This window comes from Aedoeadaptatus coli, assembly GCF_900343085.1.
GTDB lineage: Bacteria > Bacillota > Clostridia > Tissierellales > Peptoniphilaceae > Aedoeadaptatus > Aedoeadaptatus coli.
Window position 1 is genome coordinate 16,952 of the sequence record NZ_OPYI01000004.1, and the last position, 25,786, is coordinate 42,737.

The window sequence follows — 25,786 nt, forward strand, 5'->3', positions numbered from 1 at the left end:
ATGAGTTTTATCGAAATCAACAATTTAAGAAAATCCTTCGGTAACACGGAAGTGCTACACGGATTGAATTTAAGAATCGCCCGCGGTCAATTGGCCACCCTCCTGGGCCCCTCCGGCTGCGGAAAATCCACCCTGCTCAGGGCCATCGCCGGATTAAATTCCATCGACGAAGGCGAAATCATTATCGACGGCAGGCGCGTCGACGGCCTGGCGCCGAAAGATCGCGGCCTGGGCATGGTCTTTCAACACTACGCCCTTTTTCCCAATATGAATGTGCTGGACAATGTAAAATTCGGCCTGGAAATGAAAGGCGTGGACAAAACGACCCGGGATGCGGAAGCGAAAAAGATGATCGATTTGGTGGGCCTCACGGGAAAAGAAGAAGCCTATCCGGCCAATCTCTCCGGCGGGCAGCAACAGCGGGTGGCCCTGGCCAGGAGTTTGGTCACGAGACCGAACGTCCTTCTCTTGGACGAGCCCTTAAGCGCCTTGGACGCGCAGATTCGCGTGCAGCTACGGGGGCTCATTAAGTCCCTTCAGGCGGAACTGGGCATTACGGTGATCCTCGTCACCCACGATCAGGAAGAGGCCATGAGCATGAGCGATTACATTTTCGTCATGAATCAGGGCCACATCGTGCAGGAAGGCTCGCCCACCTACATCTACCGCCATCCTCAATCGGAATTCGCCACCCGCTTTATCGGCGACTACAATCTCTTTACGAAAGAAGAAGCGGCCTCCATGGGCGCCGTCGATCATGCGGATTACAGCTACGTGGCCATTCGCCCGGAAGTGCTCTCCTTAGAAGCCATGGACGACGCCTACGCCTACGAAGGCAAAGTCATTCGCACCTCCATGCGGGGCTCCATCTACCGCCTGTATATCGAAGTGGACGGGGGAAAGGTGTTGAAACTGGACCAGCTGAACCGAAGCGCCAATATGCGACGCGTCGGCGACAAGGTGACGGTGTACATGCCGAAATCGGAAATCATCGGGATGGTGTAAGCCATGAAACTGCTGCAACTCACCGATCTGCACTTCGGCTCCTTTCCCTTTAAGGGAGAAGACAAGCGCACGGAAGCCCTGGTGCGGAACTTAGTCAAGGCCACGGAGCCGGACCTCATCGTCCTCACCGGGGACATTCACTGGTCATTGGAATCGGGAAGCCTCACGATTTTATCCGGCGTACTGGACTTTTTCGACAGCCTGCGCGTTCCCGTGGCCATCACCTGGGGCAATCACGACAGCGAAAGCGTCTATAATCGCCGGGTGCTGAAGGAGCTCGTGTACCACATGAAACACCACGTGGAAAAGCTGGGCCTCGCCTCTGTGGAAGGGCGGGAGCTCTACTATTTCGACGCGGGAAACTACCGCCTGTACTTTTTAGACAGCGGCGACTACGACGAGGACCACAACTACGCCTACGTCTACGAAGAGCAGATTCGAGACCTCATCGCCCTAGACGGCGGGGAAGAAAAAGAAGGCCTCTTGTTTATGCACATTCCCGTGGTGGAATTCGACGACGCGAAAAAAGCGGGCCTGGCCGTGGGACACAAAGACGAAACCGTCTGCGCCCCGGTGAAAAACACGGGCCTGGTGGACGCTTTGTTAAACGAAAGCACCGTCCGCCATATTTTCGTGGGCCACGATCACGACAACGACTTTACCGCCAATTGGCGGGGAATGAACCTCTACTACGGCCGCATCACAGGCTACAACGCCTACGGCGACTTGCCCCGGGGGGCGCGGCTCATCGAGCTTACGGAGGCAGGCGTTGAAAGCCGAATTGTGGAAGAAGGCCTTGACACGGAGCTTTAATCTCACTTATAATGGATCAGATAGTTATCCTTGCTCGATTAATCGAGCCGTCAGTCCACAAGGAGGTGACAGACTTGAACAATTATGAAGTAATCCTTATGTTCTATCCCGACGCCGAATCTGAAAGACGTGTAAAACAATACGAACGTTTAAAAGGCATCATTGCTGATGCAGGCGTCATTAAATCGGAAGACGAATGGGGCACGCGCAAGCTGGCCTATGAAATCGAAGATTACAAAGAAGCATTCTATGTGCTCGTCGAATTCGATGCAGAACCCGGCGTAATCAAAGAATTCAGCCGTATTGCAAGTATTTCCGATACGGTCATGCGTCACATGGTCGTCCGCGTAGATGAATAAGAAACGGGATTGGTGATATCGTGAATTTAGTTGTACTTTACGGGAGACTGACGAGAGATCCGGAGCTTCGCTACAGCCAAAACGGCATGGCAAACACCTTTGCCACCATCGCCGTGGATCGCGGCATGAGTCGCGAAAAGCGCCAGGAAGCGGAAGCGGCCGGCCGGCCCACCGCCGATTTTATCGGCATTAAAGCCTTTGGAACCACAGCCGAACTTTTAGGCAATTACTTCCACAAAGGCAATCGCATCGCCGTGGAAGGTCGAATTTCCACGGGCAGCTACGAAAAAAACGGCGAACGCGTCTATACCACCGACGTCATCGTCAACCGCGTCCACTTTATCGAAAGTGCGAAAGAAGCGGGCAATGCACAAGGTGGCCAAAACATGGCGCCGCCGACGAATATGGCTTATCAATCGAACAATCAAGCTCAAGCGAGCAGTCCTTCCGGCTTCGGTCCGAAATCCGACGACGAAGGGTATTACCCGATCGACAACAATGATATCCCATTTTAACCAAGGTTAAGGGGTGAGAACATGCAAAGAAGATATCGTTCCAGAAAAAAGGTCTGCATTTACTGTGCAGATAAGGAAAAACAAATCGACTATAAAGATACGCAAACATTAAAGCGCTTTATTTCCGACCGCGGGAAGATCCTTCCCCGTCGCGTGACCGGCGCCTGCGCCAAACACCAACGGAAGATTACCACGGCCATTAAGCGCGCCAGACAAGTGGCACTTCTGCCTTACAGCGCAGACTAATCACATTTTAAATACACACAGCTCCCGCTTCGGCGGGAGTTTTTTATTGAAAAAATTCAGTCGTCAAGGCATCTTCATTTGATAAAAAGAAAACATCCTTCAATTGTTAACCGGAGTTATTTCGGGATGAAAAATTGAAAATCAGCTGTTTGTACGGGAAGTATGGAATTAAAAAGAACCCTAGATTACGCAAATTTTTAAAAGAAAAAGCTTGACCGGAAAAAAGCCATCGAATATTCTATAAATGATATTAGATATCAAATAAAGAGAATCGGAGTTTGTTCGATACCTCGGTATCATTCATAATTAACAGGAGGATAGAATGAAGAGAAGACAAAAAATAAGCTTGGCGATGGCTTTGTTGACGGTCATGGGCTCAGCTCAACCGATTTTCGCTTTTACGCCGGCGAAAGAGGAAACAAAGAAGGCGATTGTATCAAAGGCGGATGCCATTTTAACCAATCCTGCCATTCAAAAGCATTTGTTAGGCACCGATTACTTGGCGCCGAAACACAACTCTACTTATACGCCGGGCATCGATCTCGGCGACTACGAAGATGTGGAAGGCAAGGGAAAGCTTTACAGCAAGGATTCCTATATTTTAACGCCGGACCAAATCATCGAAACACCTTGGTACGAAATTTATAATTTGGTGGCTCGGGCCAAAGGAAGTATAAATAGCCTAGATGAAGCGAAAGCACAACGTTTACTCGGCGAACTGGATACGATTCTACAAATCTATGCTTTAAATAGCGACACGAAACTAAAAGAGGACGGCGACTATCAAGGCAATTACAAGCTTGTCGACGTTCAATTAGTGGACAGCGACGGGCAAACGAATATCTACAAAGATTTAGGTACGGAAAAAGCGGATGCAAAGGATCTCTTCCAAGAAATGGAAGTGACCAAATGGGGCAATGAACTGGAAGTGCTTTTTGTCGCCAATAAAAACAAAGTATCTAAAATCAATAGTATGGTAATGAAGAGCGTAGCGGGAAAAGAAATTCGCGTTTCCCTCGGCTCCGGTTACCCGCAAGATCCGACGAAGACGAACTTAGTCGCCATCCCCATTCCTGCTGAATTAGACGGCTCGCAACTCGTCGTCGAAAGCATGAGTTATGTGGACAATCAAGGTGCCACAAAGCGAACGGGGCCTTTCGGTATTAAAATTGACTACAATACCATGACTAAATCAGCGGATAATTACAGCCGTTACGAGAAAAAGACGAAGACGAGAATTAAATATTGGATTAAGCGCGGTGAAATTTTAATCGGTAAGTATTTGGATGCCGATGTGCCGAAGGATCAAGAACGGATTAAAACGGTGCGGAAAAGCATTGAAAAGCTTAACCAATTGCGCAATTCCGAGACGCCGTCGATGACGGAAGCTTTAAACATCGCTCAGCCGATTTACGAAATCGAAAATACATTTACATTGCTTGAAATTTTAAATGAGCGTATTTATGAAGCCATGGACGATTTAGATTCGGGCACCATTTACAATGATAAAAAGTATACCAAGGAAAGCTTGGAAGCTTTTAGAAACTATCTCGAGAAAACGGAACAAGAAGCAGGCGATATGGATGTGCCGGAATTGGTTTCCAAGATCAGTGAGGTGCAAACTGCAAGCCAAAATAATATTCTAAAATACAATACGGAAGCCTTACAAAAACTTGTAGATCAGGCGGAAAAGTACAAGGCGGAATATTATGAAGAAGAATCCTTTGCCAAGTTTAATGTAGTAAAGATTCAAGCGAAAAAGTGGATTAAAGATAATGCGACCTATTCGCCGAGCTTAGATGAAACACAGGATCATATAAGGGCATTGGAGCGGGCGATCAATGAACTGCAAGCGAAACCCGGCGTGCAACCGCCTGAGATTAAAGAGGATGAGCCGGACCGGCAGGGAAAAGCAATGTATGCGATTCCCGCCACTTGCAAAGATCCTGCAATCCAAAAGTGTTTGGCAGGTCCTGTAAAATATATTCCCTCGGAAAAGAAATACATTTTCTCCTTTAAGAAAGATGGAGATAACTTTGTAGCAGGTATCGATTACTATGATGGTAATTTTGCAGTAAAACCGGGTAACGTACTTAAAACATCGGAAACAATTGATGACCAACCGGTCGTGGAAGAAGTTGCATTCGTCGATCCGGGAACCGGCCTTGGCGTATACACGAACATAAAATACTATGATGGAAATCGGATGGGTATACAGGACAAAAATTCCGTCCAATTTGTACTGGATACAAGCAAGCAACAATTGATCGGTGGCGAAGAAGACAAGCCGTCTACAGAACCTTATGATGTTACCGTTGAGTACCAAAACCAAAACGGCGTAGGCAAGACCCATATGGAAAGCTTGGTATCGGAAAAAGCGACGTATGATCCGGTACAAAAGACCCTTACTTTCTACGCTAGTCCTGAAATGGACGGCAAGAAAGTAAAGTCTTTCCTTGAAAATATTAATTACGCTCCGAAGGGAACGTATATACCGGCGGATATTACGAAGAAAGTGGAATATGGTTTAGTATCCGAAAAGGCGGATGTGGATGGAGTAGCTGCTGAAAAAGCGGATGTTCCCATGGCATTTGTCTTAAAGTATGACATCGATTCCAAAGAGAAAATTGCAGTTAACACCGACGTGGTCATTGGTCATAGTGACAAGCAAACGCAAAAAACCGGCGACACCATTTACCTTCACGTAAAAGGCGGAAAAGTGAAGACGACGAAAGAAGAATTAAAAGAATTGCAACTGGCGTTGCAAAACCGCATCAGTGATTTAAAAACCAATCACGGCATGGTTTCTAAAATTCTTCCCGAAGAAATCGACGTCTTCGACCACGTCGATCGCGGCGGCTCCGAAGAAAAAGTTGTTACAAAGAAAGTTAAAATTAACGACGCCATAAAAGAGGCACTCGGCCGCGCAGAAACAATGGATACGAAAGATCCCGAAAAGATCAAAGCGTGCATAAAAGAATTAGATGATCTCTCCCTTTCAATTTTGCCTTGGGTCAGCTTTATAAATGCAGTGGACGGCGAATCGCAAAATCTTGAAAAGTATAAGGCGGACACTCATTTCATCCAATCGACGGTGGAAAAGGCGGAAAACGAATGGAAAGAAATAAAAGAAAAAACCACGGCCGCTATTTCCCGCGAGGATATTCGTACGTATTCCCAAACCCTTACTTCTCTCTATGACGGATTACGTTTAGATCCGGCACCCTTGGAAAAGCTCATAAAAGACGGGGAAGAAAAGATTCAATCGGGCAAATATCAAGATGCCGGCGTCAAGGCACTTAAAGAAACAATCGACGGCTACAAAGAGCCGGACATCAGCTATCAACCTTATCCGGACGGCCCGAAAATTGATTATAAGGGTAACTCCAACTCGAAAGGGGCGAAAGCCTACCTCGCCGACATTAAGGCGCCGAAGTCTACTTATGAGAAAGATCCAAGTGACACGACGAAAAACGGCACCAATTTGGATACGTCGGTTTACGATAGTTGGGTTTATCGCGTAGATGCCGGGATCAAGGCATTAAAACTGAAAGAAGCCGGCGATTTAAGTAAGGCGGCCTTAGAAGAGGCCATTGAAAGGGCTGAAAAGGCGCTGGAAAAGAACAAGTCGAAAGAGGCAAAGGACACGTTGCGTGCGGCTATCGCCGAAGCGGAAAAGGCAAAAGGCTTTACAGAACAAGATAAAATCGATGAAGCGGTCGCAAAGTTAAATGCCGCTGTAAAAACTTACGATGCATCGAACGATGTCTTTAAAACCGAAGCCTTACAAGCTGAAATCGACAAGGCGAAAAAGCTTTTAGATGCAACGAAGAAAGAAGAAGAAGTCAATGAAAAGCTGGCCATTGCAATTCAAACGGCGGAAAAAGGCTTGAAGGCAGACAGCCAAGAAAAAGTCGATGCTGCTTTAAAGGCCTTACAAGCCGCCGTGGGAGAATTCCAAGCTTCACCCGATCGAGCGGATCCGAACGTGCAGATTGAAGCGACGAAGACCGTCAACATTCAGCTGTATAAAGAAAATAAAGATGAGCCATCCATGGCCAACAGTGCCCTTTGGAATCAAGGGAAGCTCACCAAAGAGAACGGCAAATGGTATTTGGAAATGCAGTGGGTCGACATGACTGCAGGTGAGGACAATCAAGTGACCGGTGCCATTACGGATCTTTCCTATGCTGTAAATGGTGAAATGAAAAAAGCCCAAGTCTTAGCAAAACGTGATGTTACTGTGGGCTCCAATAAGTATGAGTCGCCGACTCGTGTAAAAATCGAAGTGGCGGAAAATCAACAATTTGTTCCCGTTAAGGTATCTTACAAGACATCCCTCGGACCTCAAGAACACTCTCCGGAAGCGCGCATCGCCATCGATTGGCAATCGGCGACCGACGGCTTTAACGAAAACACCTACAAAGTGGACAAGGGGCAATTAATCGATGCCGTCAAACTTTATGAGATGTTGGCGAAGGCCGCACAGGGCGTCAATCAAGATTTAATTAACGGCCTAAAGACAAATCTTGAAAAGGCAAATGCAGTGATCAAAAACGGGGACGCGACCATTCAAGAGGTCAAAGACGTTTACAGCGACTTGGATAAAGCGGGTAGCGCCGTGAAATTTGCCGATGAAATTTACCGCGTGCATCTAACACAATTAAAGGCCAATCTCAAGGAATTTAAGGGCGAAACAGGCAAGTACACGGCGGATTCATTGGCAAAATACGAAAGTATTATTGCCCAAGGGGAAAAGGCATTAAGAGATGCCAAGACCTACGATGAAATTAAAGCGGCCTACGACGCCATAAAATCCATCGACGAGAATCTACGCTACGACACCTCGGCCCTAGAGGCAAAAGTCGAGGAAGCTTCCGCCATGATGAATGGCAAATACACGCAAGACAGCAAAGATAATTTAGATGCTAAAATTAAGGATGCGAAAAAGTGGATTGAGGAAGCAAAAGAAAAAGGCATTAAAGCCGGTTATAAAGTGGAAGCACTTTCCAAAAATTTAGACGCCGCCATGAAAGCCATGGTAAAAGAAGCCGAAGCGCCGGAAAAAGCGGATAAGACGAAGCTTCTTGAATTAATTCGCGAATGTGAAGGGATGGATCTCAGCAAGTATACCGATGAAAGCAAGGATGAATTTGCGAAGAAATTAAACGAAGCGAAAACCGTAGCCAATAATGATGAGGCGACGAAGGAAAATGTCGCCGACGCTCTCAATAATTTGAAGGCGGCAAAAGACGGCCTTGTAGAAAAACAAGCACCGAAGGAACAAGTGACGGTTACATTTATAAGCGACAAGGGAACGACGCCTGCTTCCGTTACCGTGGATAAAGGCATGGCGATTTCCGCTCCCGCCGGTTTTGAAGAGAACGCTTCAAAAGTCAAGGAAGGCGATGCGACCTATGTTTTCAAAGGCTGGTTCGACGGCAATGAAAAATACGACTTTACTAAACCTGTCGACGGCAACAAAACGTTAATCGCTCGTTGGGAACAAGTGGAAGCGCCTGCCGATCAAGAAGCAGTTTACCAAGTCGAGTTTTCTTGGAAAAAGACAAACAGCGATGACGACGCCATGATGGGGACGGTCTTTAAACACCCCGCCCACTTGATCGTCAAGGGCGACAAAGCATTTTTCAGAGTAGAGCTGCAAGATGCATCGCCCACCGTTTATGTTACGGAAATGGCGTTTAAGGGTAAAATCTTGACACCTGTAAAGACGGAAGATGTAAGTGTAAACGGTCAAGTGGAAAAGAAACCGGTGCTGTTCGATATTCCCGTGGCGATTGACGCGATAGATAAAACCTTTAGGTTAACGGTAACCGTTGGAGCAAAGGGAATGCCAGGGAAAGCATCGGCAGACTTTGTCGTCGATGGTGGCGGAAAAATCTCGGCACAACCTGCGCCTCAAGTGGACAAGAAGGCACTGAACCAACTGATCGCCGAATGTGAAGCGCTGGATTTAAGCCGATATGAAGAAAAGGGCAAGCGTGACTTTATAGCGGCACTAAAAGAGGCAAAGGCTGTTTCGGAAAAGAACACCGCCACCAAAGAGGATGCGGAACTGGCACTTACGAAGCTGCAACAGGCAAAAGGGGCTTTAGTGCAAAAGAAAACGCCGAAACCGGACGAAAAACCTGATACGCCGAAGCCCGATGTGAAGCCGGATACGCCAAAACCTGATGTGAAGCCGGGTCATTCCGGAGGCAGGTGGCACTTCTCTCCGGTTCCGTCGAAATCTGAAGGGAAACAAACGGAACCCGAAAAGAAAAAAGAAATGCCGGAAAAGAGACAAAAGAATGCGGAATCACCGAAAACTTCCGAAGCAAACTTTAGCGACACTGTAAACCACTGGGCAAAAGAGCCTATTAACTATGTTGTCAGCAAAGGGTACTTTAAAGGCGTAGGTGGCAATCGCTTTGCTCCCGAGAGGTCCATTACCCGTGCAGATTTCGTCACCGTCTTGGGGCGTATGGCGGGTATTGACCAAAGCAAGTTTACGAAGAATGTATTTAAAGACGTTAGCGGAGGCTACTACGGAGCCCATGTCAATTGGGCTGCGGAAAACGGCATTGTGCAAGGCGTCGGCAATGGTAAATTTGCTCCCAAGCGACCCATCACCCGCGAGGAAATGGCCGTTATGATGGATAAGTTCTTACGAGTAACGAACAAACAGCTTTCCGAAAAAGAAAGCAAGGTCTTTACTGATGACGGAACCATTGCTCCTTGGGCGAAGGAGTCTGTTCGTACAATGGCGAAAAAGGGCATTGTCAAAGGAATGGAAGACGGTTCGTTTAGACCGAAATCCGGATTTACCCGTGCCCAGGTAGCACAAGTTCTCTACAATTTGGATCACAATAAATAGACTTCAAAGACCTCCAATCGAAAAAAATAGGTTTCAAGTGCTCGAGAGCCTTGAGGCCTATTTTTGTGTTCGAAAGAGGAGAATGGCCGCGAATGGCGTAATTAGCGAAAATATGGTAAAATAGCGTGATATGAGGTGATAGATTGTATCGGAAAATTCAGGGCTTGCGCGTGCTCAAGCTTCTTTTATATTCTGTTTTGCTGGTCATGGGCGGGCTCTTTGTGCCTATTTTATTTGCCTTTATACCGGCCATGTTTTTATCGGAGATGCGCTTTCAGGGCGTGCTTCCCATTTCCGGGGTCTTCGTCGGCGCCTGCGCCTTAATCGGCCTGTTGACGGATCCCCTGTTGGGTCTCACCATCTTAACGGTGATGGGCCCCTTGATTTTAATTTTAGATTACTGTATGCGCACGGATCGTTCCGTGGACACGACCATGGCTTTGGGAACCTTGCTTTTTCTCGTGAGCTTGGGATTTATCATGTACCGCACAGGAACCTATCAGGCCATCGAATCCGGCGAGCTCATGAAAAACTTCAGCGCCGTTCAGGGAGAGATTCTGCAAAAGGCCTCTCTTACGGAAGCGGAACAGGCGCGCCTGGCCATGACCTTTAAGACGACCATGAATCGGGCCATGGATCTTTTGCCCGCGTTCTTCCTGCTTTCGGGCCTGGTCGTCGTGTATTTGTCCTATCGCATCAGCGGGCGCAACATGCGCATCGGCGGCGAAAAGGTGATCTGTCCGGGTCCCTTCTTTCTTATGCACCTGCCTCGGGTGCCGGTCTTGATTTCCGTGGGCCTTTTGGGGACGGCCTTGGCCATGAATTACTTCATGGCTTTGGGCATCGAGCCCTATATTTTAAACGGGCTGGTGGTCGTGGTGAGCCTCTTGGCCTGCCAGGGCATGAGCATCGTAAACTTTTACCTGCTCCGCTTCGTGCCTTCGCCGTTTTTACGTGGGCTCATCATGTTCTTTGTCTTGGTGGTGCCTGTGGGTCAGATGGGCCTTGCGGCTCTGGGGCTTATCGATCAATTCATCGACGTGCGGAGCATAGAGGGAGCGTAGGCCATGAACGAGTCATTTACACTGAAAAACTTTTACTTCTATTTAATTGTCATCGCCTTTCTCACGGTGGCGGTCTTTCCCTATAATCCGGTTTTGGGAACCATCGGCGTCATTGCCTGGGTGCTTACGGCTTCCTATGCTTACCGCAGCGTGAAAAAATACAATGGCATTGTTAACGACCAATTCAACAATTTGCACAAGGATTTCGAAAAGATCACGGAGCGCACGATTTTTTCCATGCCCTTTCCTCTGGTGGTCACGGATCGGGAGGGAACCATCGTCTGGCACAACAGCCTTTTCGGCGAGCTCTTCGACGCGGAGATTTTAAAGGGAAAATCCCTGCCCGCATACATCGAGGATTTGGCAGACGAGGAGACCGGCTTAAAGGCCGTTGAAAATGGCACGGAAGTTGAGATCAAAGAGCAGCCCTACCGGGCCTACAACAGCGTGGTGGATTTTCAGAAAAACGGCAAGGAAGATGTGCTTTCCCTTTTCTATTTCGTGGACCACAGTCAGTACCGGCACATGGAACGCCTTTACGAAGACGAAGGCGGCGTGGTGCTCGTCGTGGAAGTGGACAATTTCGACGAAGTGGTGGATGGGGCGCCTACATCGAAAAAGCCGCTGTTAATCGCGGAAATCGACCATCGCATTAACGAATATTTCCGCTCTCAAAACGCCTTGGTGCGCAAATTTCAAGAGGACATGTACCTGGTGGTCCTGCGGAAGGTGGACATTCTGCCCATTGTAGAGCAGAAGTTCGACATTTTGGACAAGATTCGTGAAATCGACGTGGAAAACACGGTAAGCGTCACCATTTCCGCCGGCGTCAGCCGCCCGGGGCTGTCCTTTATCGAAGCTTACAAAGAGGCGGACACCTGCCTGGACGTGGCCTTGGGCCGGGGCGGAGACCAAGTGGTCTTAAAAAATGACGAAACCTACACCTATTTCGGCGGCAAGTCCAAAGCCGTTGAAAAGCGAAACAAGGTGAAGGCCCGTGTCTTGGGCATCGCCCTCAGGCAACTCATCGATAAGTCCAATCGGGTCTTCGTCATGGGGCACAAGAACGCTGACATGGATGCCATCGGCGCCGCCGTGGGCGTCATGCGCGCCGTGCTCAATCAAAACAAAGAGGGCTACATCGTTTTGGACGATGTGAATCCTTCCATCGAGGTTTTGATCAAGGTCATGAAGCGGGAAGAGCCGGAGCTCTTCAAGCGAATTGTTTCCGGGGAATATGCCGAGGAGGCCATTCGCCAAGGGGATTTGGTGATCCTCGTGGACAATCACAAGCCTTCTTTTACGGAACACCCGCCCCTTTTGGAGCGCACCTCCAATGTGGTGGTCATCGACCATCACCGCAGGGGCAGCGAGTTTGTGGCGGATCCCGTGCTTTCCTATGTGGAGCCCTACGCCTCGTCCACCTGCGAGCTTATTACGGAAATGCTCACCTATATGTACGACGACACGGAGCTTACCAATTTCGAAGCCAACGCCCTGATGAGCGGCGTGGTAGTGGATACGAAAAACTTTACCTTTAAAACCGGCGTGCGCACCTTCGAGGCCGCATCGGTCTTGAAGCGGGCCGGCGCCGACATGAGTCAGGTACGCTACTTCTTCGAAGACGACTACGATACCATCGTCTCTCGGGCGGAAGTGGTGCACAATGCCCGGATCATCTTCGACAACATCGCTATTTCAAGGCTGGAAGAGGACATGCCCAATTCCGTGCTCGTCAGTGCCCAGGCGGCAGACGAGCTCTTGGGAATTCACGGCATTAAGGCTTCTTTCGTCTTGACGAAGAAGAAAGAAGTGATCCACATTTCCGCCCGAAGCTTCGGCGACATCAGCGTGCAGCTTATTTTGGAACAATTAGGCGGCGGCGGCCACTTAAACATGGCCGGTGCCCAAGTAAAGAGCGATGACATGGACGCTGTGGAAAAGCAATTAACCGACGCCATTGCCGATTATTTAGAAAAAGATAAAGGAGAGAAAGAACAATGAAAGTGATCTTATTAAAGAACGTGGACAAATTAGGAAAAGAAGGAGACTTGGTAGAAGCCAAGAGCGGTTACGCGAGAAATTTCCTCTTGCCGAACAAGGCCGCCATCGAAGCCACGCCTGAAAACATGAAAAACTGGAAGGAAATGAAGGCGAAAGAAGCCGCCGACGAAGCGGCCCGCGTGGAAGAAGCCGAAGCCCGAAAGAAAGAGCTCGAATCGAAAGTCGTGGACTTAAAGGCCAAGGGCGGCGCCAACGGCAAGCTTTTCGGCGCCATTACGGCAAAAGACATCGCCGATCGCATGAACGCGATTTTCGGCGTGAAGATCGACAAGAAAAAAATCGTCCTCTCGGAAAACATTAAGACCACAGGCAAACACAAAGTCACCGTCAAACTCCACGGCGACATTACCGCCGACGTGGATGTGGTCATCGACGCGGAATAATGGCCGAAAGGGTAGAGGGGCGGATGCCGCCCTACGACGAACAGGCCGAGGCGTCGGTTTTAGGCGCCATGCTTCTGGACAAAAGCGCCATTACCACGGCGGTGGAAATCATTCACGCCGAGGACTTTTATTACGATAGCCACAAGGCCATCTTCGAAGGGATTTTGCGCCTCTACAACAAAAATGAGCCCGCCGACATGATCACCCTGTCCGATTTTCTGAAAAAAAACGGGCAGCTGGAGGCCGTCGGCGGCTATACTTATTTAGGCAGGCTCACCTCCGGCGCCGGCGCCGTGAGCAATACGGAAGCCTACGCCAACATCATTAAAGAAAAATCCACTCTGCGGGCCTTGATCCGCGCGGGGAGCGAAATCGTAGAGGACAGCTACCGGGACGACGACGAGGTCGGAGCCATTATCGAAAAGGCGGAGAAATCCATTTTCGACATTACCCAGGATAATCAGCGCGGCGGCCTCATGAACATGGAAAATGTCATGGTCACCACCTTCGAAGTGATGCAGAAGCGCTCGGAAAACAAGGGCGGCCTCACGGGCCTGACCACGGGCTTTATTGATTTGGACCGAAAGACCTCCGGCATGCAAAAGGCGGACTTGGTCCTTCTCGCCGCCCGTCCCTCCATGGGAAAGACCGCCCTTATGGTCAACATCGCCACCAACGCCGCCTTAAAGGCCAATGCCACCGTGGCCATGTTCTCCTTGGAAATGAGCCGCAATCAACTGTCCCAGCGGATCTTATCGTCGTTGAGCCACGTGGATCTCATGAAAATTATTTCCGGGGACTTAACCACGGAGGAATGGTCCAAGGTCATCGAGACCATGACCTATATGAACGAAATGGCCATCTACATCGACGACACGGCGGGGATTACCCCCCTCGAAGTCAAGGCCAAATGCCGCCGACTGAAGGCGGAAAAGGGATTGGATCTCGTGGTCATCGACTATTTGCAGCTCATGGAAGTGGGCGGCCGCGCCGAAAGCAGGCAACAGGAAATCTCCGCCATCTCCCGTCAACTCAAGGGGATCGCCAAGGAACTGGACGTGCCGGTTATCGCCCTGTCCCAGCTGTCCCGTGCGCCGGAAATGCGCGCCGATCACCGGCCCATCTTATCGGACCTTCGGGAATCCGGGGCCATCGAGCAGGATGCGGACATCGTCATGTTCCTGTATCGGGACGAATACTACAATCCCGACACGGAAAAACAGGGTTTGGGCGAGCTGATTATCGCCAAGCACCGAAACGGCCCCACGGGCACGGTGGAACTCCTGTTTAAGGGCGAATACACGAAATTTGTGAACCTGCAAGCATAATCGGAGGAACTATGGATATAATAAAAGTTATTTTACTGGGGATCGTGGAAGGGGTGACGGAATTTCTTCCCATCTCCAGCACGGGCCACTTGATTCTGGCCCACGAATTTATCGGCCTTCAGCCGCAGAGCTTTCAAAACGCCTTCGACGTCTGCATTCAGCTGGGCGCCATTTTGGCCGTGGTGGTTCTGTACTTTTCAAAGCTTTGGCCCTTTCAGCGGGAAGAGGGAAAAGTCGTGGCGGAAAAAGACACCCTCGTGCTGTGGCTCAAGGTTATCGTCGGGGTGATCCCTTCGGCGGTGTTGGGCTTTTTGTTCGACGACTTTATCGACGAACACCTCTTTAAGCCTCAAGTAGTTGCGGCCACCCTGCTCATCTACGGGATTTTCATTCTCGTCATCGAAAATCGAAACGAAAAGAAGCATGTAAAGGCGAAAGTGGGAAGAGTAGAAAACATTCCTTACGCCATGGCCTTTGCCATCGGCCTCTTTCAATGCTTGGCCATGGTGCCCGGCACGAGCCGAAGCGCCGCCACCATTTTAGGGGCCCTGCTTCTCGGCGCGAGCCGCGGGGCGGCGGCGGAATTTTCATTCTTCCTCGCCATTCCCACCATGTTCGGCGCCACCTTATTGAAAATCGTGAAAAACGGGCTGGCCTTCAGCGCCTACCAATGGTTTTTAATCGCCCTGGGTGCCGTGGTGAGCTTCGTCGTGGCCGTGGTGGTCATTCAAAAATTCATGGACTACATCAGAAAGCGCGACTTCAGAATCTTCGGTACCTATCGCATCCTTCTGGGTCTCATCGTCTTTCTGTACTTTACATTCTTATAAAAGCGCGCGGGTCAACCGCGTGTTTTTTATTGGCGAGAATAGGCTCTTTACTTCTATAACTGAAATAGCAAACGAGCGAATGACACGCCCTTGAAAAAAACATAGTATAATGTATACTATCTTATAAATAGGAAAGGACTGAGCGCTGTTGTCGACGCCGAACATTGTTGTAATGTAGCGTTGAATTAAAAAAGGAGGAGATCCTATGGCAAAGAAAAGAAAAATCACTTTAGTTATGATCTTGTGTTTGATGTTCGCGCCTTATTCATCTTATGCGCAGGGACCGAAGGAGATTACCGTGTATATTAACGGGTTTAATCAAAACGCAAGCCAGTACGGCGTCGAGGAAATAGCTCCGGTTCGGAAGGGGCGAACCTTTTTACCTCTCGAGCAGTTGGAGCAATCTCTTTCCTATTCTGTAACGGTGGATTCGGACAAACAATCTGTCCTTATTAAGAAAGACGGGGTACAGGTAACCATGAAACTTGGCGAGAAGAATTACCGCGTGCAAGGGAAAACAAAAACCATGGATACGGCGCCCTTTGCTGAAAAGAACCGGATCTATGTTCCTGCGCGTTTTGTGCAAGAGGCTTTCGGGGCAAAAGTTGAATGGGACGGTAAGAACCGCGTCGTCATCATTGCCGGAAATAGGGGAGAAGAGGAGTCGAAAGACTCCTATACCGAACTGAGCAAAGTGGGTTTGAAAGCGATCGTACCCGAAGCATTTGATATGGTGGATTTCCACGGACAGTACATTGTTTCTTGGAAGGAATTTATGGGTCAGTATTCAGAGACACCGGCGACGTTGTTTACGATAAAAAAGACTTCAGAGCCATTGGAGAGTGTCGGCGACCGACTATTGGATTATCGAAATGGAAACTATGTATTTGCCGAGTTTGCAAAAGACAGACAATATAGCCGGGCCATCGATGAAGCCATCGAAGGAATGCTCGCAAGTGTAAGGTCCATAGAAAGAAAAGATGATTAAATTTAGGAGTCCGGCAGATGCCGGGCTTCTTTCGTTTTAAAATGATAAGTGAAAAAAGAGGATGAAATCGAAGCGTACAGAGGCAGCAGTATAGAAAAAGGAGGAAAGCAGATTCTGCGGCGAAAGGGCTTTTGTGCCGCCGTTTTAGCGGAAATTTCCATTGAGAATATTTCTTATTCTCTTGAAAAGAAAGGGGCCGGGTGTTATAATTTCATTAATGAGATAAATTTTCATTGGAGGGCAAGTGCCTTTTTCTTTTGGTTCTTGACTGATAACCGTTATTATAAGGAGATACATATGAATTTAATCGTTGCGCCGAAAAACGTGGACCTGAAGGTGCTGAGGGTGCGTGATCAAAAATTGGACAAGAGCCAAATTACCCATTTGCAGAACATGGGCTTTGTGGAAGGCGCCAATTGCCGCGTCGTGTCGGACGTGCAGGGCTCGGTGATCGTCGTCATCAAGGGCGTGCGCGTCGGCTTGGGCAAAGATTTGGCTGAATGTATTCGAGTGACAGTGTGAGGTGTAGGATGAATTTAAATGAAGCGTCGGTAGACAAGTACTACGTAGTGAAGAAAATCAACGGGCAGGGCCCCTTGAAGCGCCGCATTATGGACATGGGCATTACGAAAAACACCGTGTTGTTCGTAAGAAAATTTGCGCCATTGGGCGATCCCATTCAATTGACCGTCCGCGGTTACGAATTGAGCCTGAGAAAGGCTGATGCGGAGCTTGTTGAAGTTGAAGAAACTCAAGGACCGAAGGAGGAAGAGGCGTGAGAATTGCATTAGCGGGCAACCCGAACAGCGGGAAGACGACCTTGTTTAATGCCTTGACCGGCTCCCACCAATTTGTCGGGAACTGGCCGGGCGTTACCGTCGAAAAAAAAGAAGGGCAGTACAAAAAAGACACGAGCGTTACCATTACGGACCTTCCCGGTATTTACAGTCTGAGCCCTTACACACTGGAAGAAGTGGTCAGCCGGAAGTATTTATTAAACGAAAAACCGGAAGTCATCATTAATATTATCGACGGGGTAAATTTAGAGCGAAACCTGTACTTAACCACCCAATTGTTGGATCTGGACATCCCCGTGGTCGTCGCCGTGAACCGCATGGACGTGGTTCGCAACAAAGGCGATGTCATCGATCGCTCGGGCCTCGAGGAGGCACTGGGTGCGCCGGTGGTAGAAATTTCCGCCTTAAAGAAGGAAAATCTCGACGGCTTAATGGAAATGGCGAAAAAAGTTCACGCCGAGGCCGCCGAAAACCACGTCTACTACGACGATCATTTGGAAGAAGCGGCGAAGGCCATTTACGACATCGCTCCTTCCGTCGCCGCCATGAAGGCAAAACGCTTCTATGCGTTGAAGCTCATCGAAGGCGACCAAAAGCTCGAATTGAATCTGAGCGCCGATGAAGAAAAGAAGATTGCCGGCGTGATTTCGGAGCTGGAAGAGTATTACGAAGACGACGGCGAAGGCATTATGACGGAAATGCGCTACAATGCCATTGCCGGCATTGTCCAAGGAAATTACAAGCAAGGTAAGCGGGGCATGAGCACCAGCGACAAAATCGACGCCGTGGTCACCAACCGCGTCTTGGCCCTGCCCATCTTCGTTCTCATTATGACCGGTATCTATTACATCAGTGCCAGACTTGTCGGCGGCCCCGTTACCGACTGGGTCAACGACACCTTGCTGGGCACCTATGTTGCCGACGCCATCAACAATGTGATTTCCTCAATGGATACGGCACCGTGGCTTGAATCCCTCGTTATGGACGGGATCGTTGCCGGGGTCAGCGCCGTCTTAGGCTTCTTGCCCTTGATCGCCACCCTGTATTTCTTCCTGGCAATTATGGAAGATGTGGGCTACATGTCCCGTATCGCTTTTATCTTAGACAGAATCTTTAGAAAATTCGGCCTTTCCGGCAAGAGTTTCATTCCGATCCTTATCGGGACCGGCTGCTCCGTTCCAGGCGTCATGGCCACCCGTACCATTGAAAACGAAAACGACCGCCGCATGACCGTCGTCGTCGCAAGCTTCATGCCTTGCGGGGCGAAAGTGAACCTCATCGGCCTCTTCGTCGCCTCTTTCGGCTTCTGGTACTTCTTGCCCATCGCCTACTTCTCCGGCATCATAGCCGTTATTCTCTCCGGCTTAATGCTGAAGAAAACCTCGATCTTCCAAGGGGATCCGGCACCTTTCGTTATGGAACTTCCGGAATACCACATTCCCTCGGCGGAAAATGTATTTAAGAGCGTATGGAACCGCTGCAAAGCCTTCGTTAAAAAGGCCGGGACCATTATTCTCGTAGCCAGCGTCGTCATCTGGTTCTTGCAAAACATTTCCGTTCACGGTGAATTCGTGGAATTTGCAGAAAACCACGACAGCATTCTCGCTGCACTGGGTAAAGTCATTGCACCCATCTTCGTTCCCTTGGGATTCGGCAATTGGCAAGCTACCGTGGCCAGCATCACCGGCCTCGTAGCCAAAGAAGCCGTGGTCTCTACCTACGGCATCATCAACGGCGTCGCCGAAGGCGCCGGCTTAAACGCCTTCGTCGCCACACAATTTACCTTCCTCGGCGCATTGGCATTTATGCTCTTTAACCAATTAAACGTTCCTTGCTTCGCCGCCATCGGTGCCATTCGCGAGGAAATGCAATCGAAATTCTGGACCGCCTTCGCCCTGATTTATCAAACGGGCTTCGCTTACGCCATCGCCCTCATCGTCTTCCAAATCGGACAACTCATCGCCGGCGGATCCTTCACTGTATGGACCGGCGTGGCCTTCGTCCTTCTGGCAGCGATGATTTGGGCCATCGTAAGAAAACCTCGCGTCAAGGACGTACCCATCGGTCACGAACAATTAAACTAAGGAGGTATTATGGGTACGATTATTGTACTGGTTGTCGTCTGCTTGGCCATCTTCGGCGCTGTCCGCTCCATGCGCAAGTCCCATGAAGAAGGCGGATGCTGCGGCTGCTCCCAATGTGGGACGGCAAGTTGTGATCATGAACACGATCACAGCCACTAATAGTAAATGATAAAAAGGATGCTTCGGCATCCTTTTTTCTTCCCTTTACACTGCAAAATTCAAACTGATTTACTATGATATGTGAAAAATCGTCGGAAAAGATTGTATTTTTTTCAATTAGGCCTTGAAATCCTCTGTGATAATGATATAATGACTTCAGAAAGAAAACATAATGTGTTTAGGTATTAGCACGCTGCACATACCTGACAGAATCTAGGAGGTTTACTTATGGCACATAAAATTACTGACGCATGCATCGCTTGTGGCGCTTGCAAACCCGAATGTCCCGTTGACTGCATCTCCGAAGGTGGCGTTTACTCCATCGACGAAAATGCTTGCATCGACTGCGGTTCCTGCGCAGCTGTATGCCCCACCGGCGCTGCACAACCCGAATAAAAATCGGATCTAAAAAAAGACGTTCTCCGCAAGGACGTCTTTTTTTAATGGAAAAATTTGTGAACTACCTTTTTTCCCACAGCTGTGATATACTACCATCAACGATATAGGGCGACGATGAGGAGCAGTAGAAGATGTAACCCGAAAGAGAGCCTGCGGTTGGTGCGAGCAGGCGGGAGCAATCTTTGAATCCGCCTTTGAGCCCGGCAATGAAGTGAACCGGAAACGGTTAATTTGGGTGGCAACGCGGGTCCGTCTCGTCCCATAGGGGATGAGGCGGCTTTTTTAATGGAGGTAATTATGTTAGACATTCGTATGATTCGTGAAAACCCCGACTTGGTAAAAGAAAATATTAAAAAGAAATTCCAAGAAGACAAACTTCCCCTCGTCGACGAAGTCCTCGAGCTGGATGTCGCCAATCGGGCAGCCAAAACCGAAGGCGACGAGCTGCGCGCCAAGCGCAACGCTCTGTCGAAATCCATCGGCGGCCTGATGAAAGACGGCAAAAAAGACGAAGCGGAAAAAGTAAAGGCCGAAGTCAAGGCCATTAACGACCGCATCGAAGAATTGGAGCTGGAAGAAGGCAAAAAATCCGAACGCATTCGCGAAATCATGCTGGTCATTCCCCAAATCATCGACGACACTGTGCCCATCGGCAAGGACGACACGGAAAATGTGGAGTTGGAACGTTTCGGCGAGCCCGTGGTTCCCGATTACGACGTGCCCTACCACGTGGACATTATGGAATCCGTGTCGGGCATCGACTTGGACAGCTCGAGAAAAACCTCGGGCAGCGGCTTCTACTACCTGCGCGGCGACATCGCCCGTCTGCACTCCGCCATTTTATCCTACGCCCGGGACTTTATGATCGACAAAGGCTATATCTACCACATTCCGCCTTTCATGATTCGCGGCGACGTGGTCAGCGGCGTCATGAGCTTCGCCGAAATGGAAAACATGATGTACAAAATCGAAGGCGAAGATCTGTACCTTATCGGCACCAGCGAACACTCCATGATTGGCAAGTACATCGACTCAATTACGGAAGAAGCCACCTTGCCCCACAAGCTCACCAGCTATTCTCCCTGCTTCAGAAAAGAAGTGGGCGCCCACGGCATCGAAGAGCGCGGCGTCTACCGGATTCACCAATTCGAAAAGCAAGAAATGATCATCATCTGCAAGCCCGAAGACAGCAAAGATTTCTACAACGAACTCTGGCAAAACACCGTGGAATTTTTCCGCACCATGGATATTCCCGTGCGTACCCTGGAATGCTGCTCCGGCGACTTGGCCGACCTGAAGGTCAAGAGCTGCGACGTGGAAGCCTGGTCGCCCCGTCAACAAAAATACTTTGAAGTGGGCAGCTGCTCCAATTTAGGCGACGCCCAAGCCCGCCGCTTAAACATCCGCATCCGCGGAGAAGACGGCAAGCTCTACCTGGCCCACACGCTGAACAACACCGTCGTCGCACCGCCGAGAATGCTCATCGCCTTCTTGGAAAACCACTACCAAGAAGACGGATCCATCTTTATTCCGGAAGTGCTGCGTCCCTACATGGGCTTCAAGGAAAAAATCGAAAAGATAGACTGATTAAAAACTGCAGGAAAGGATTAGAGCCCCTTTCTCGTTGCGAAAAGGCCCCGTTGATTCGGGGTCTTTTTATGTATGAAAGATTGTTTTAATAAAAATGCAATGGTGTTGAAATACTCTCCTCCGAAGGATGTGATAGAATTCAATAAAATCATCTTGAGGGGGAAAAAATGGGCCATAAAGAAATTGACTATGAATATTCTTTAGAAGATAAAGACTTGATCTTAACTGAAATTGATAGAATTGTTGATCGAAGTATCTGGTACAAGTTAGATCCTTTTTATAAAATTGAGGGAATAAATAGACGATTTGAGCTGGAAGATTTCTATTTTAGCAATTACCTAGACGCCCATCGTGAAAAGGTTCTTCGAATATTTTTACAATTATGTTTGACACATGAGTGCTTAATCGAAGATATGACGCTTTATCCTGACAAAATCGATCCTAGAATGGAAGACTACGATTATGTCTATATTGACGACATGGAGATTGAGCATTTAGCATTTTTAATTCGAAACATCGAGCCTTGTGGTGAGTTTTTCTGCACGAGGTTTTACTTTTGGGACTATGATTCTGTCATAGAGATAAACTCTTTGAAGTCAATTTATATCTTCACCGAGTCTAGAGAGTTTCTTGATACGCTAGAGAAGTTAGCGACAGCGGAAGGCTTGTACTTGTGTGAAGAACATTACAATGTCGAGGCGGGCATTAAATTAAACGAATTAATGGATAGACTATTAGGAGAGGACGAGAGTGAAGTATCGCCTGAGAACGCTGACGAATCATCTGACACAGTGCCTGCCTATAATTTAAAAAATATTCAAACGGCTGTTGATAGAATAAATAACGATAACGATTAAAGCATTTGGACTATTGAAGATCCGCAATGCTACGGGAGACAAAGAAGTTTTTGCTTCTAGCCTAGAGATGCCTCCACGATGTTTTTTCCGTTATGATGACGTTGCCTCCGACAACTTGAAGTCGGCGTGAAGGGAGTCGTGGACACGGCGGTCGACTTTATTTCAGTGATTTTCATTGACCTTACCCATCTCAATTTGGTATACTACTCTTCGAAGCAAAGGGGAGTAACAATTATTCTTGGTCGTCAATCCGGCGTACGCCCGGCCAAGGATCCTATACAGGCTGTGAGACTTTTGTCCGTGGGACAGGAGTCTTTTTTTATAAGAGGAGGTTTTTATGGATTGGTACAAAATGAGTGCCCGAGAGGTTCTCGACGAACTGTCGGCCGACGACAAGAAGGGGCTCGCCCCGGAAGATGCCGAAAAGCGTCTGGGCAAATACGGGACCAATGAATTGCAGGAAGAGGAAGGCAAGTCTTTCGCTAAAAAACTGGCGGAACAATTCCTAGATCCCATGATCATCATACTTTTAATCGCCGCGATTATCTCCGGCGCCGTGGGCGAAATGGTGGACTCCGTCATTATTCTCGCCATCGTCATCGTGAACGCCGTGTTGAGCATCGTGCAGGAAGGCAAGGCGGAAGAAGCCATTGCCGCCTTAAAGAAAATGAGCTCTCCCACGGTGAAGGTGATCCGCGGCGGGCGCCCCGTGGAAATCGACTCCGTGCGCGTCGTGCCCGGGGATTTGGTCGTATTGGAAACCGGCGACATCGTGCCGGCGGACATGCGCCTGATTGAAAGCACCAATTTAAAAATCGACGAATCCTCCCTCACCGGGGAGTCCGTCTCCGTTGAAAAAGATGCCACGGTCACCGTGGAAGAAGATGCGGGCATCGGCGATAGAGAAAACTACGCCTACTCCGCCTCCATCGTCACCTACGGACGGGGCAAGGGCATCGTCACCGCCACGGGAGAAGACACGGAGATCGGTAAAATCGCCACCACCCTCTCCACCATGGAAGAGGAACAGACGCCCCTGCAAAAGAAGCTGGCGGGCCTTTCCAAGACCTTGGGGCTTTTGGTCGTCGCCGTCTGTGCCGTGGTCTTTATCGTGGGCAAACTCTACGGCCACGACACCCTGCGCATGTTTATGACGTCGGTATCCTTGGCCGTCGCCGCCATCCCCGAAGGGCTCCCCGCCATCGTCACCATCGTCCTTTCCATGGGCATGGGCAATATGGCCAAGCGCCACGCCATTGTGAAGCGGCTTCTGGCCGTGGAAACCTTGGGGACCATTACCTATATTTGCTCGGACAAGACGGGTACGCTGACTCAAAACGAAATGACCGTCACGAAAGTTTATTTGGACGGTAAAGTCATGGACGTTTCCGGTACGGGCTACGCGCCGGAAGGGGAGTTGTCCTATGAGGGTGCCAAACTCTCCGTGGATGATGTCAAGGGATTAAAAACCCTCTCTTCCATCGCCACCTTGACCAACGATGCGGACTTAATCGAAGAAAACGGAACGTACAGCATTTTAGGCGATCCCACGGAAGGGGCACTCATTACCCTGGCGGGCAAGCTCGGCGTGAAGGAAGAAGCCCTGGAAGAAGAATTTCCCCGCATCGGCGAAATCCCCTTCGATTCCGACCGGAAGATGATGTCCACCTTCCACGAAAATTTCTTCGACAACAAAGTGTCCTCCTTTACCAAGGGCGCGCCGGACGTGGTCTTGAAAAACTGTAAGTATCTGTTTAAAGACGGAGAGATCGTGGAGCTCACCGAAGCCGACCGAAAGGCGATCTTGGAGCAAAACAACGCCTTTGCCCAAGAAGCCCTGCGCGTTCTGGCCTTTGCCTTTAGAAACTACGACGCCATGCCCGCGGATCCCTCCACGGAAGAAAACGAAAAAGACATGGTCTTTGTGGGCCTTACCGGCATGATCGATCCGGCGCGTCCGGAAGTGAAGGCCGCCATTAAAGAATGCCGAAACGCCGGAATCGTTCCCGTGATGATTACCGGCGACTACCTCCTGACCGCCAAAGCCATTGCCGAAGAGCTGGGCATTTTGCGTGAAGGAGATAAGGCCATGATGGGGGAAGAGCTAAACGACAAGACCCCGGAAGAAATTCGCGAAATCGTAAAGACCACCCGCGTCTTTGCCCGCGTATCCCCTGAAAACAAAGTACAAATCGTCACGGCTCTTAAAGAAAACGGAGAAATCGCCGCCATGACCGGCGACGGCGTCAACGACGCCCCGGCCATTAAAAAAGCCGACATCGGCATCGCCATGGGCATTACCGGCACCGACGTGGCGAAAAATACGGCGGATGTCATCTTAACCGACGACAACTTCGCCACCATCGTCAACGCCGTAGAGGAAGGGCGAATCATCTACGCCAATATTAAAAAATTCGTCACCTTCCTCTTAAGCTGCAACATCGGCGAAGTCCTCGTGGTCTTCCTCTCCATCATCATGAACCTGCCCACGCCCTTCTTGCCCATTCAGCTTTTGTGGCTGAACTTAGTCACCGACTCCTTCCCGGCACTGGCCCTTGGGGTGGAAAAAGGCGAAGAAGAAACCATGTACGAACCGCCGCGTGATCCGAAAGAACCGATTTTGGACAGAAACATTACCATCACCATCATCATCCAGTCCCTCGCCATTACGGCGGCAACCCTTGGCGTGTACTACTACGCCCTCACCACCCATGGCATGGACGGCGACGGCCTCGTCTATTCACGCACCATGGCCTTCTCCACCTTGGTCTTCAGCGAACTGTTCCGCTCCTTCTCCTCGAGAAGCATCGACGATACCCTCTTTAAAATGGGTTTCTTCACCAACAAGCGCCTGAACCAAGCCGTGCTCCTGTCCTTGGCTCTGGTCCTCGTGGTTCTCTACGTTCCCTTCTTGGAAGAGCTCTTCCACATGACGGACCTGAACATGGTGGACTGGGCCATCGTTCTCATCTCCGCCCTGATCCCCTTGGTCATCGGCGAAATCCAAAAAATGATTCGCTTCAAACAAACCCACCCTGTGGATATGGAAGATAAATAAGAAAGCCGCCTTCGGGCGGTTTTTTTAATGCTTATCTCCCGAACTCAAAACCTTCTTTCATCTTGCAAAGATAGAGTTATAAAATTTGGTATAATGCTTTTGGAGGACTGTACATAGTAGAAGAATCACCTGAGATGGATGATGTCTTTCCAATGATAGATTATGGAAAAAACAAAAGATGAAAAATGAATAAACCGGACCTACAAAATGCTATAAATATAACTCTACATGTCATGACAAAGTAGGATGGGATGAGAGTATAGGCATAGAAGTACCGGGCAAAATTTGCAGGTAGTTTAAATGCGATGTACTGGAGATTTTGGAATATCGAGTACAGGGTAATTAATTAAAGGAGATGTGAAATGGCAAA

The 25,786-nt window shown here is 49.3% G+C and carries 20 protein-coding genes; all 20 read left to right on the forward strand.

Annotation, left to right across the window (positions count from 1 at the left end):
• The 20 genes from DG046_RS02775 (at position 1) to DG046_RS02870 (ending at position 25,416) form a co-directional block, all read left to right on the forward strand.
• Positions 1 to 1,005, forward strand: a complete 1,005-nt coding sequence (locus DG046_RS02775; RefSeq protein WP_108831064.1) for an ABC transporter ATP-binding protein — start codon at positions 1 to 3, stop codon at positions 1,003 to 1,005.
• A gap of 3 nt (positions 1,006 to 1,008) precedes the next feature.
• The gene (locus tag DG046_RS02780; RefSeq protein WP_108831065.1) at positions 1,009 to 1,818 is read left to right on the forward strand and encodes a metallophosphoesterase; all 810 of its coding nucleotides are present in this window, start codon (positions 1,009 to 1,011) and stop codon (positions 1,816 to 1,818) included.
• A gap of 65 nt (positions 1,819 to 1,883) precedes the next feature.
• Entirely contained in the window at positions 1,884 to 2,177 is a 294-nt protein-coding gene (gene rpsF, locus DG046_RS02785) for a 30S ribosomal protein S6 (protein WP_417878203.1), read from the forward strand.
• 20 nt (positions 2,178 to 2,197) lie between these two features.
• Positions 2,198 to 2,692, forward strand: a complete 495-nt coding sequence (locus tag DG046_RS02790) for a single-stranded DNA-binding protein (protein ID WP_108831067.1) — start codon at positions 2,198 to 2,200, stop codon at positions 2,690 to 2,692.
• A 21-nt stretch (positions 2,693 to 2,713) separates the two neighbouring features.
• Positions 2,714 to 2,938, forward strand: a complete 225-nt coding sequence (rpsR, locus tag DG046_RS02795) for a 30S ribosomal protein S18 (RefSeq protein ID WP_108831068.1) — start codon at positions 2,714 to 2,716, stop codon at positions 2,936 to 2,938.
• 322 nt (positions 2,939 to 3,260) lie between these two features.
• Positions 3,261 to 9,815, forward strand: a complete 6,555-nt coding sequence (locus DG046_RS02800; protein WP_108831069.1) for an S-layer homology domain-containing protein — start codon at positions 3,261 to 3,263, stop codon at positions 9,813 to 9,815.
• A 143-nt stretch (positions 9,816 to 9,958) separates the two neighbouring features.
• The gene (locus DG046_RS02805; protein WP_108831070.1) at positions 9,959 to 10,879 is read left to right on the forward strand and encodes a DUF2232 domain-containing protein; all 921 of its coding nucleotides are present in this window, start codon (positions 9,959 to 9,961) and stop codon (positions 10,877 to 10,879) included.
• Positions 10,880 to 10,882: 3 nt separating this feature from the next.
• Complete coding sequence (locus tag DG046_RS02810; RefSeq protein ID WP_108831071.1) at positions 10,883 to 12,883, forward strand: DHH family phosphoesterase; 2,001 nt, start codon at positions 10,883 to 10,885, stop codon at positions 12,881 to 12,883.
• On the forward strand, positions 12,880 to 13,326 hold the full coding sequence (rplI, locus tag DG046_RS02815) for a 50S ribosomal protein L9 (RefSeq protein ID WP_108831072.1): 447 nt from the start codon (positions 12,880 to 12,882) through the stop codon (positions 13,324 to 13,326). The genes DG046_RS02810 and rplI overlap by 4 nt, the downstream gene beginning before the upstream one ends.
• On the forward strand, positions 13,326 to 14,654 hold the full coding sequence (gene dnaB, locus DG046_RS02820) for a replicative DNA helicase (protein ID WP_108831073.1): 1,329 nt from the start codon (positions 13,326 to 13,328) through the stop codon (positions 14,652 to 14,654). Before rplI ends, dnaB begins: the two co-directional genes overlap by 1 nt.
• An 11-nt stretch (positions 14,655 to 14,665) precedes the next feature.
• Positions 14,666 to 15,484, forward strand: coding sequence for an undecaprenyl-diphosphate phosphatase (locus tag DG046_RS02825; protein WP_108831074.1), 819 nt, complete (start codon positions 14,666 to 14,668; stop codon positions 15,482 to 15,484).
• A gap of 205 nt (positions 15,485 to 15,689) precedes the next feature.
• The gene (locus tag DG046_RS02830) at positions 15,690 to 16,472 is read left to right on the forward strand and encodes a copper amine oxidase N-terminal domain-containing protein (protein ID WP_108831075.1); all 783 of its coding nucleotides are present in this window, start codon (positions 15,690 to 15,692) and stop codon (positions 16,470 to 16,472) included.
• Positions 16,473 to 16,769: 297 nt separating this feature from the next.
• A complete protein-coding gene (locus DG046_RS02835) occupies positions 16,770 to 16,994 on the forward strand; it encodes a FeoA family protein (protein ID WP_108831076.1) in 225 nt (74 codons plus the stop codon).
• Positions 16,995 to 17,002: 8 nt separating this feature from the next.
• On the forward strand, positions 17,003 to 17,251 hold the full coding sequence (locus tag DG046_RS02840) for a FeoA family protein (RefSeq protein WP_108831077.1): 249 nt from the start codon (positions 17,003 to 17,005) through the stop codon (positions 17,249 to 17,251).
• Positions 17,248 to 19,353: a ferrous iron transport protein B gene (gene feoB, locus DG046_RS02845; RefSeq protein WP_108831078.1), complete on the forward strand. Its 2,106-nt coding sequence runs from the start codon at positions 17,248 to 17,250 to the stop codon at positions 19,351 to 19,353. Before DG046_RS02840 ends, feoB begins: the two co-directional genes overlap by 4 nt.
• 9 nt (positions 19,354 to 19,362) lie before the next feature.
• Positions 19,363 to 19,512 (forward strand): FeoB-associated Cys-rich membrane protein, encoded by a 150-nt coding sequence (locus tag DG046_RS02850; RefSeq protein ID WP_108831079.1) that lies wholly within the window; start codon positions 19,363 to 19,365, stop codon positions 19,510 to 19,512.
• A 228-nt stretch (positions 19,513 to 19,740) separates the two neighbouring features.
• Complete coding sequence (locus DG046_RS02855; protein WP_108831080.1) at positions 19,741 to 19,908, forward strand: DUF362 domain-containing protein; 168 nt, start codon at positions 19,741 to 19,743, stop codon at positions 19,906 to 19,908.
• A 300-nt stretch (positions 19,909 to 20,208) separates the two neighbouring features.
• Positions 20,209 to 21,498, forward strand: a complete 1,290-nt coding sequence (gene serS / locus DG046_RS02860) for a serine--tRNA ligase (RefSeq protein ID WP_108831081.1) — start codon at positions 20,209 to 20,211, stop codon at positions 21,496 to 21,498.
• 170 nt (positions 21,499 to 21,668) lie between these two features.
• Positions 21,669 to 22,358, forward strand: coding sequence for a hypothetical protein (locus DG046_RS02865; RefSeq protein WP_108831082.1), 690 nt, complete (start codon positions 21,669 to 21,671; stop codon positions 22,356 to 22,358).
• Between the two features lie 337 nt (positions 22,359 to 22,695).
• Positions 22,696 to 25,416 (forward strand): cation-translocating P-type ATPase, encoded by a 2,721-nt coding sequence (locus DG046_RS02870; RefSeq protein WP_108831083.1) that lies wholly within the window; start codon positions 22,696 to 22,698, stop codon positions 25,414 to 25,416.
• Positions 25,417 to 25,786 lie beyond the last annotated feature (370 nt).

What these genes read in the sequence shown, in the direction of transcription:
- DG046_RS02825 (WP_108831074.1), top strand. Translation starts at nt 14,666, where the DNA reads ATGGATATAATAAAAGTTATTTTACTGGGGATCGTGGAAGGGGTGACG.
- DG046_RS02800 (WP_108831069.1), top strand. Translation starts at nt 3,261, where the DNA reads ATGAAGAGAAGACAAAAAATAAGCTTGGCGATGGCTTTGTTGACGGTC.
- DG046_RS02835 (WP_108831076.1), top strand. Translation starts at nt 16,770, where the DNA reads ATGAATTTAATCGTTGCGCCGAAAAACGTGGACCTGAAGGTGCTGAGG.
- DG046_RS02830 (WP_108831075.1), top strand. Translation starts at nt 15,690, where the DNA reads ATGGCAAAGAAAAGAAAAATCACTTTAGTTATGATCTTGTGTTTGATG.
- DG046_RS02775 (WP_108831064.1), top strand. Translation starts at nt 1, where the DNA reads ATGAGTTTTATCGAAATCAACAATTTAAGAAAATCCTTCGGTAACACG.
- DG046_RS02810 (WP_108831071.1), top strand. Translation starts at nt 10,883, where the DNA reads ATGAACGAGTCATTTACACTGAAAAACTTTTACTTCTATTTAATTGTC.
- DG046_RS02855 (WP_108831080.1), top strand. Translation starts at nt 19,741, where the DNA reads ATGGCACATAAAATTACTGACGCATGCATCGCTTGTGGCGCTTGCAAA.
- DG046_RS02870 (WP_108831083.1), top strand. Translation starts at nt 22,696, where the DNA reads ATGGATTGGTACAAAATGAGTGCCCGAGAGGTTCTCGACGAACTGTCG.
- dnaB (WP_108831073.1), top strand. Translation starts at nt 13,326, where the DNA reads ATGGCCGAAAGGGTAGAGGGGCGGATGCCGCCCTACGACGAACAGGCC.
- DG046_RS02865 (WP_108831082.1), top strand. Translation starts at nt 21,669, where the DNA reads ATGGGCCATAAAGAAATTGACTATGAATATTCTTTAGAAGATAAAGAC.
- DG046_RS02840 (WP_108831077.1), top strand. Translation starts at nt 17,003, where the DNA reads ATGAATTTAAATGAAGCGTCGGTAGACAAGTACTACGTAGTGAAGAAA.
- rpsR (WP_108831068.1), top strand. Translation starts at nt 2,714, where the DNA reads ATGCAAAGAAGATATCGTTCCAGAAAAAAGGTCTGCATTTACTGTGCA.
- DG046_RS02850 (WP_108831079.1), top strand. Translation starts at nt 19,363, where the DNA reads ATGGGTACGATTATTGTACTGGTTGTCGTCTGCTTGGCCATCTTCGGC.
- rplI (WP_108831072.1), top strand. Translation starts at nt 12,880, where the DNA reads ATGAAAGTGATCTTATTAAAGAACGTGGACAAATTAGGAAAAGAAGGA.
- DG046_RS02780 (WP_108831065.1), top strand. Translation starts at nt 1,009, where the DNA reads ATGAAACTGCTGCAACTCACCGATCTGCACTTCGGCTCCTTTCCCTTT.
- serS (WP_108831081.1), top strand. Translation starts at nt 20,209, where the DNA reads ATGTTAGACATTCGTATGATTCGTGAAAACCCCGACTTGGTAAAAGAA.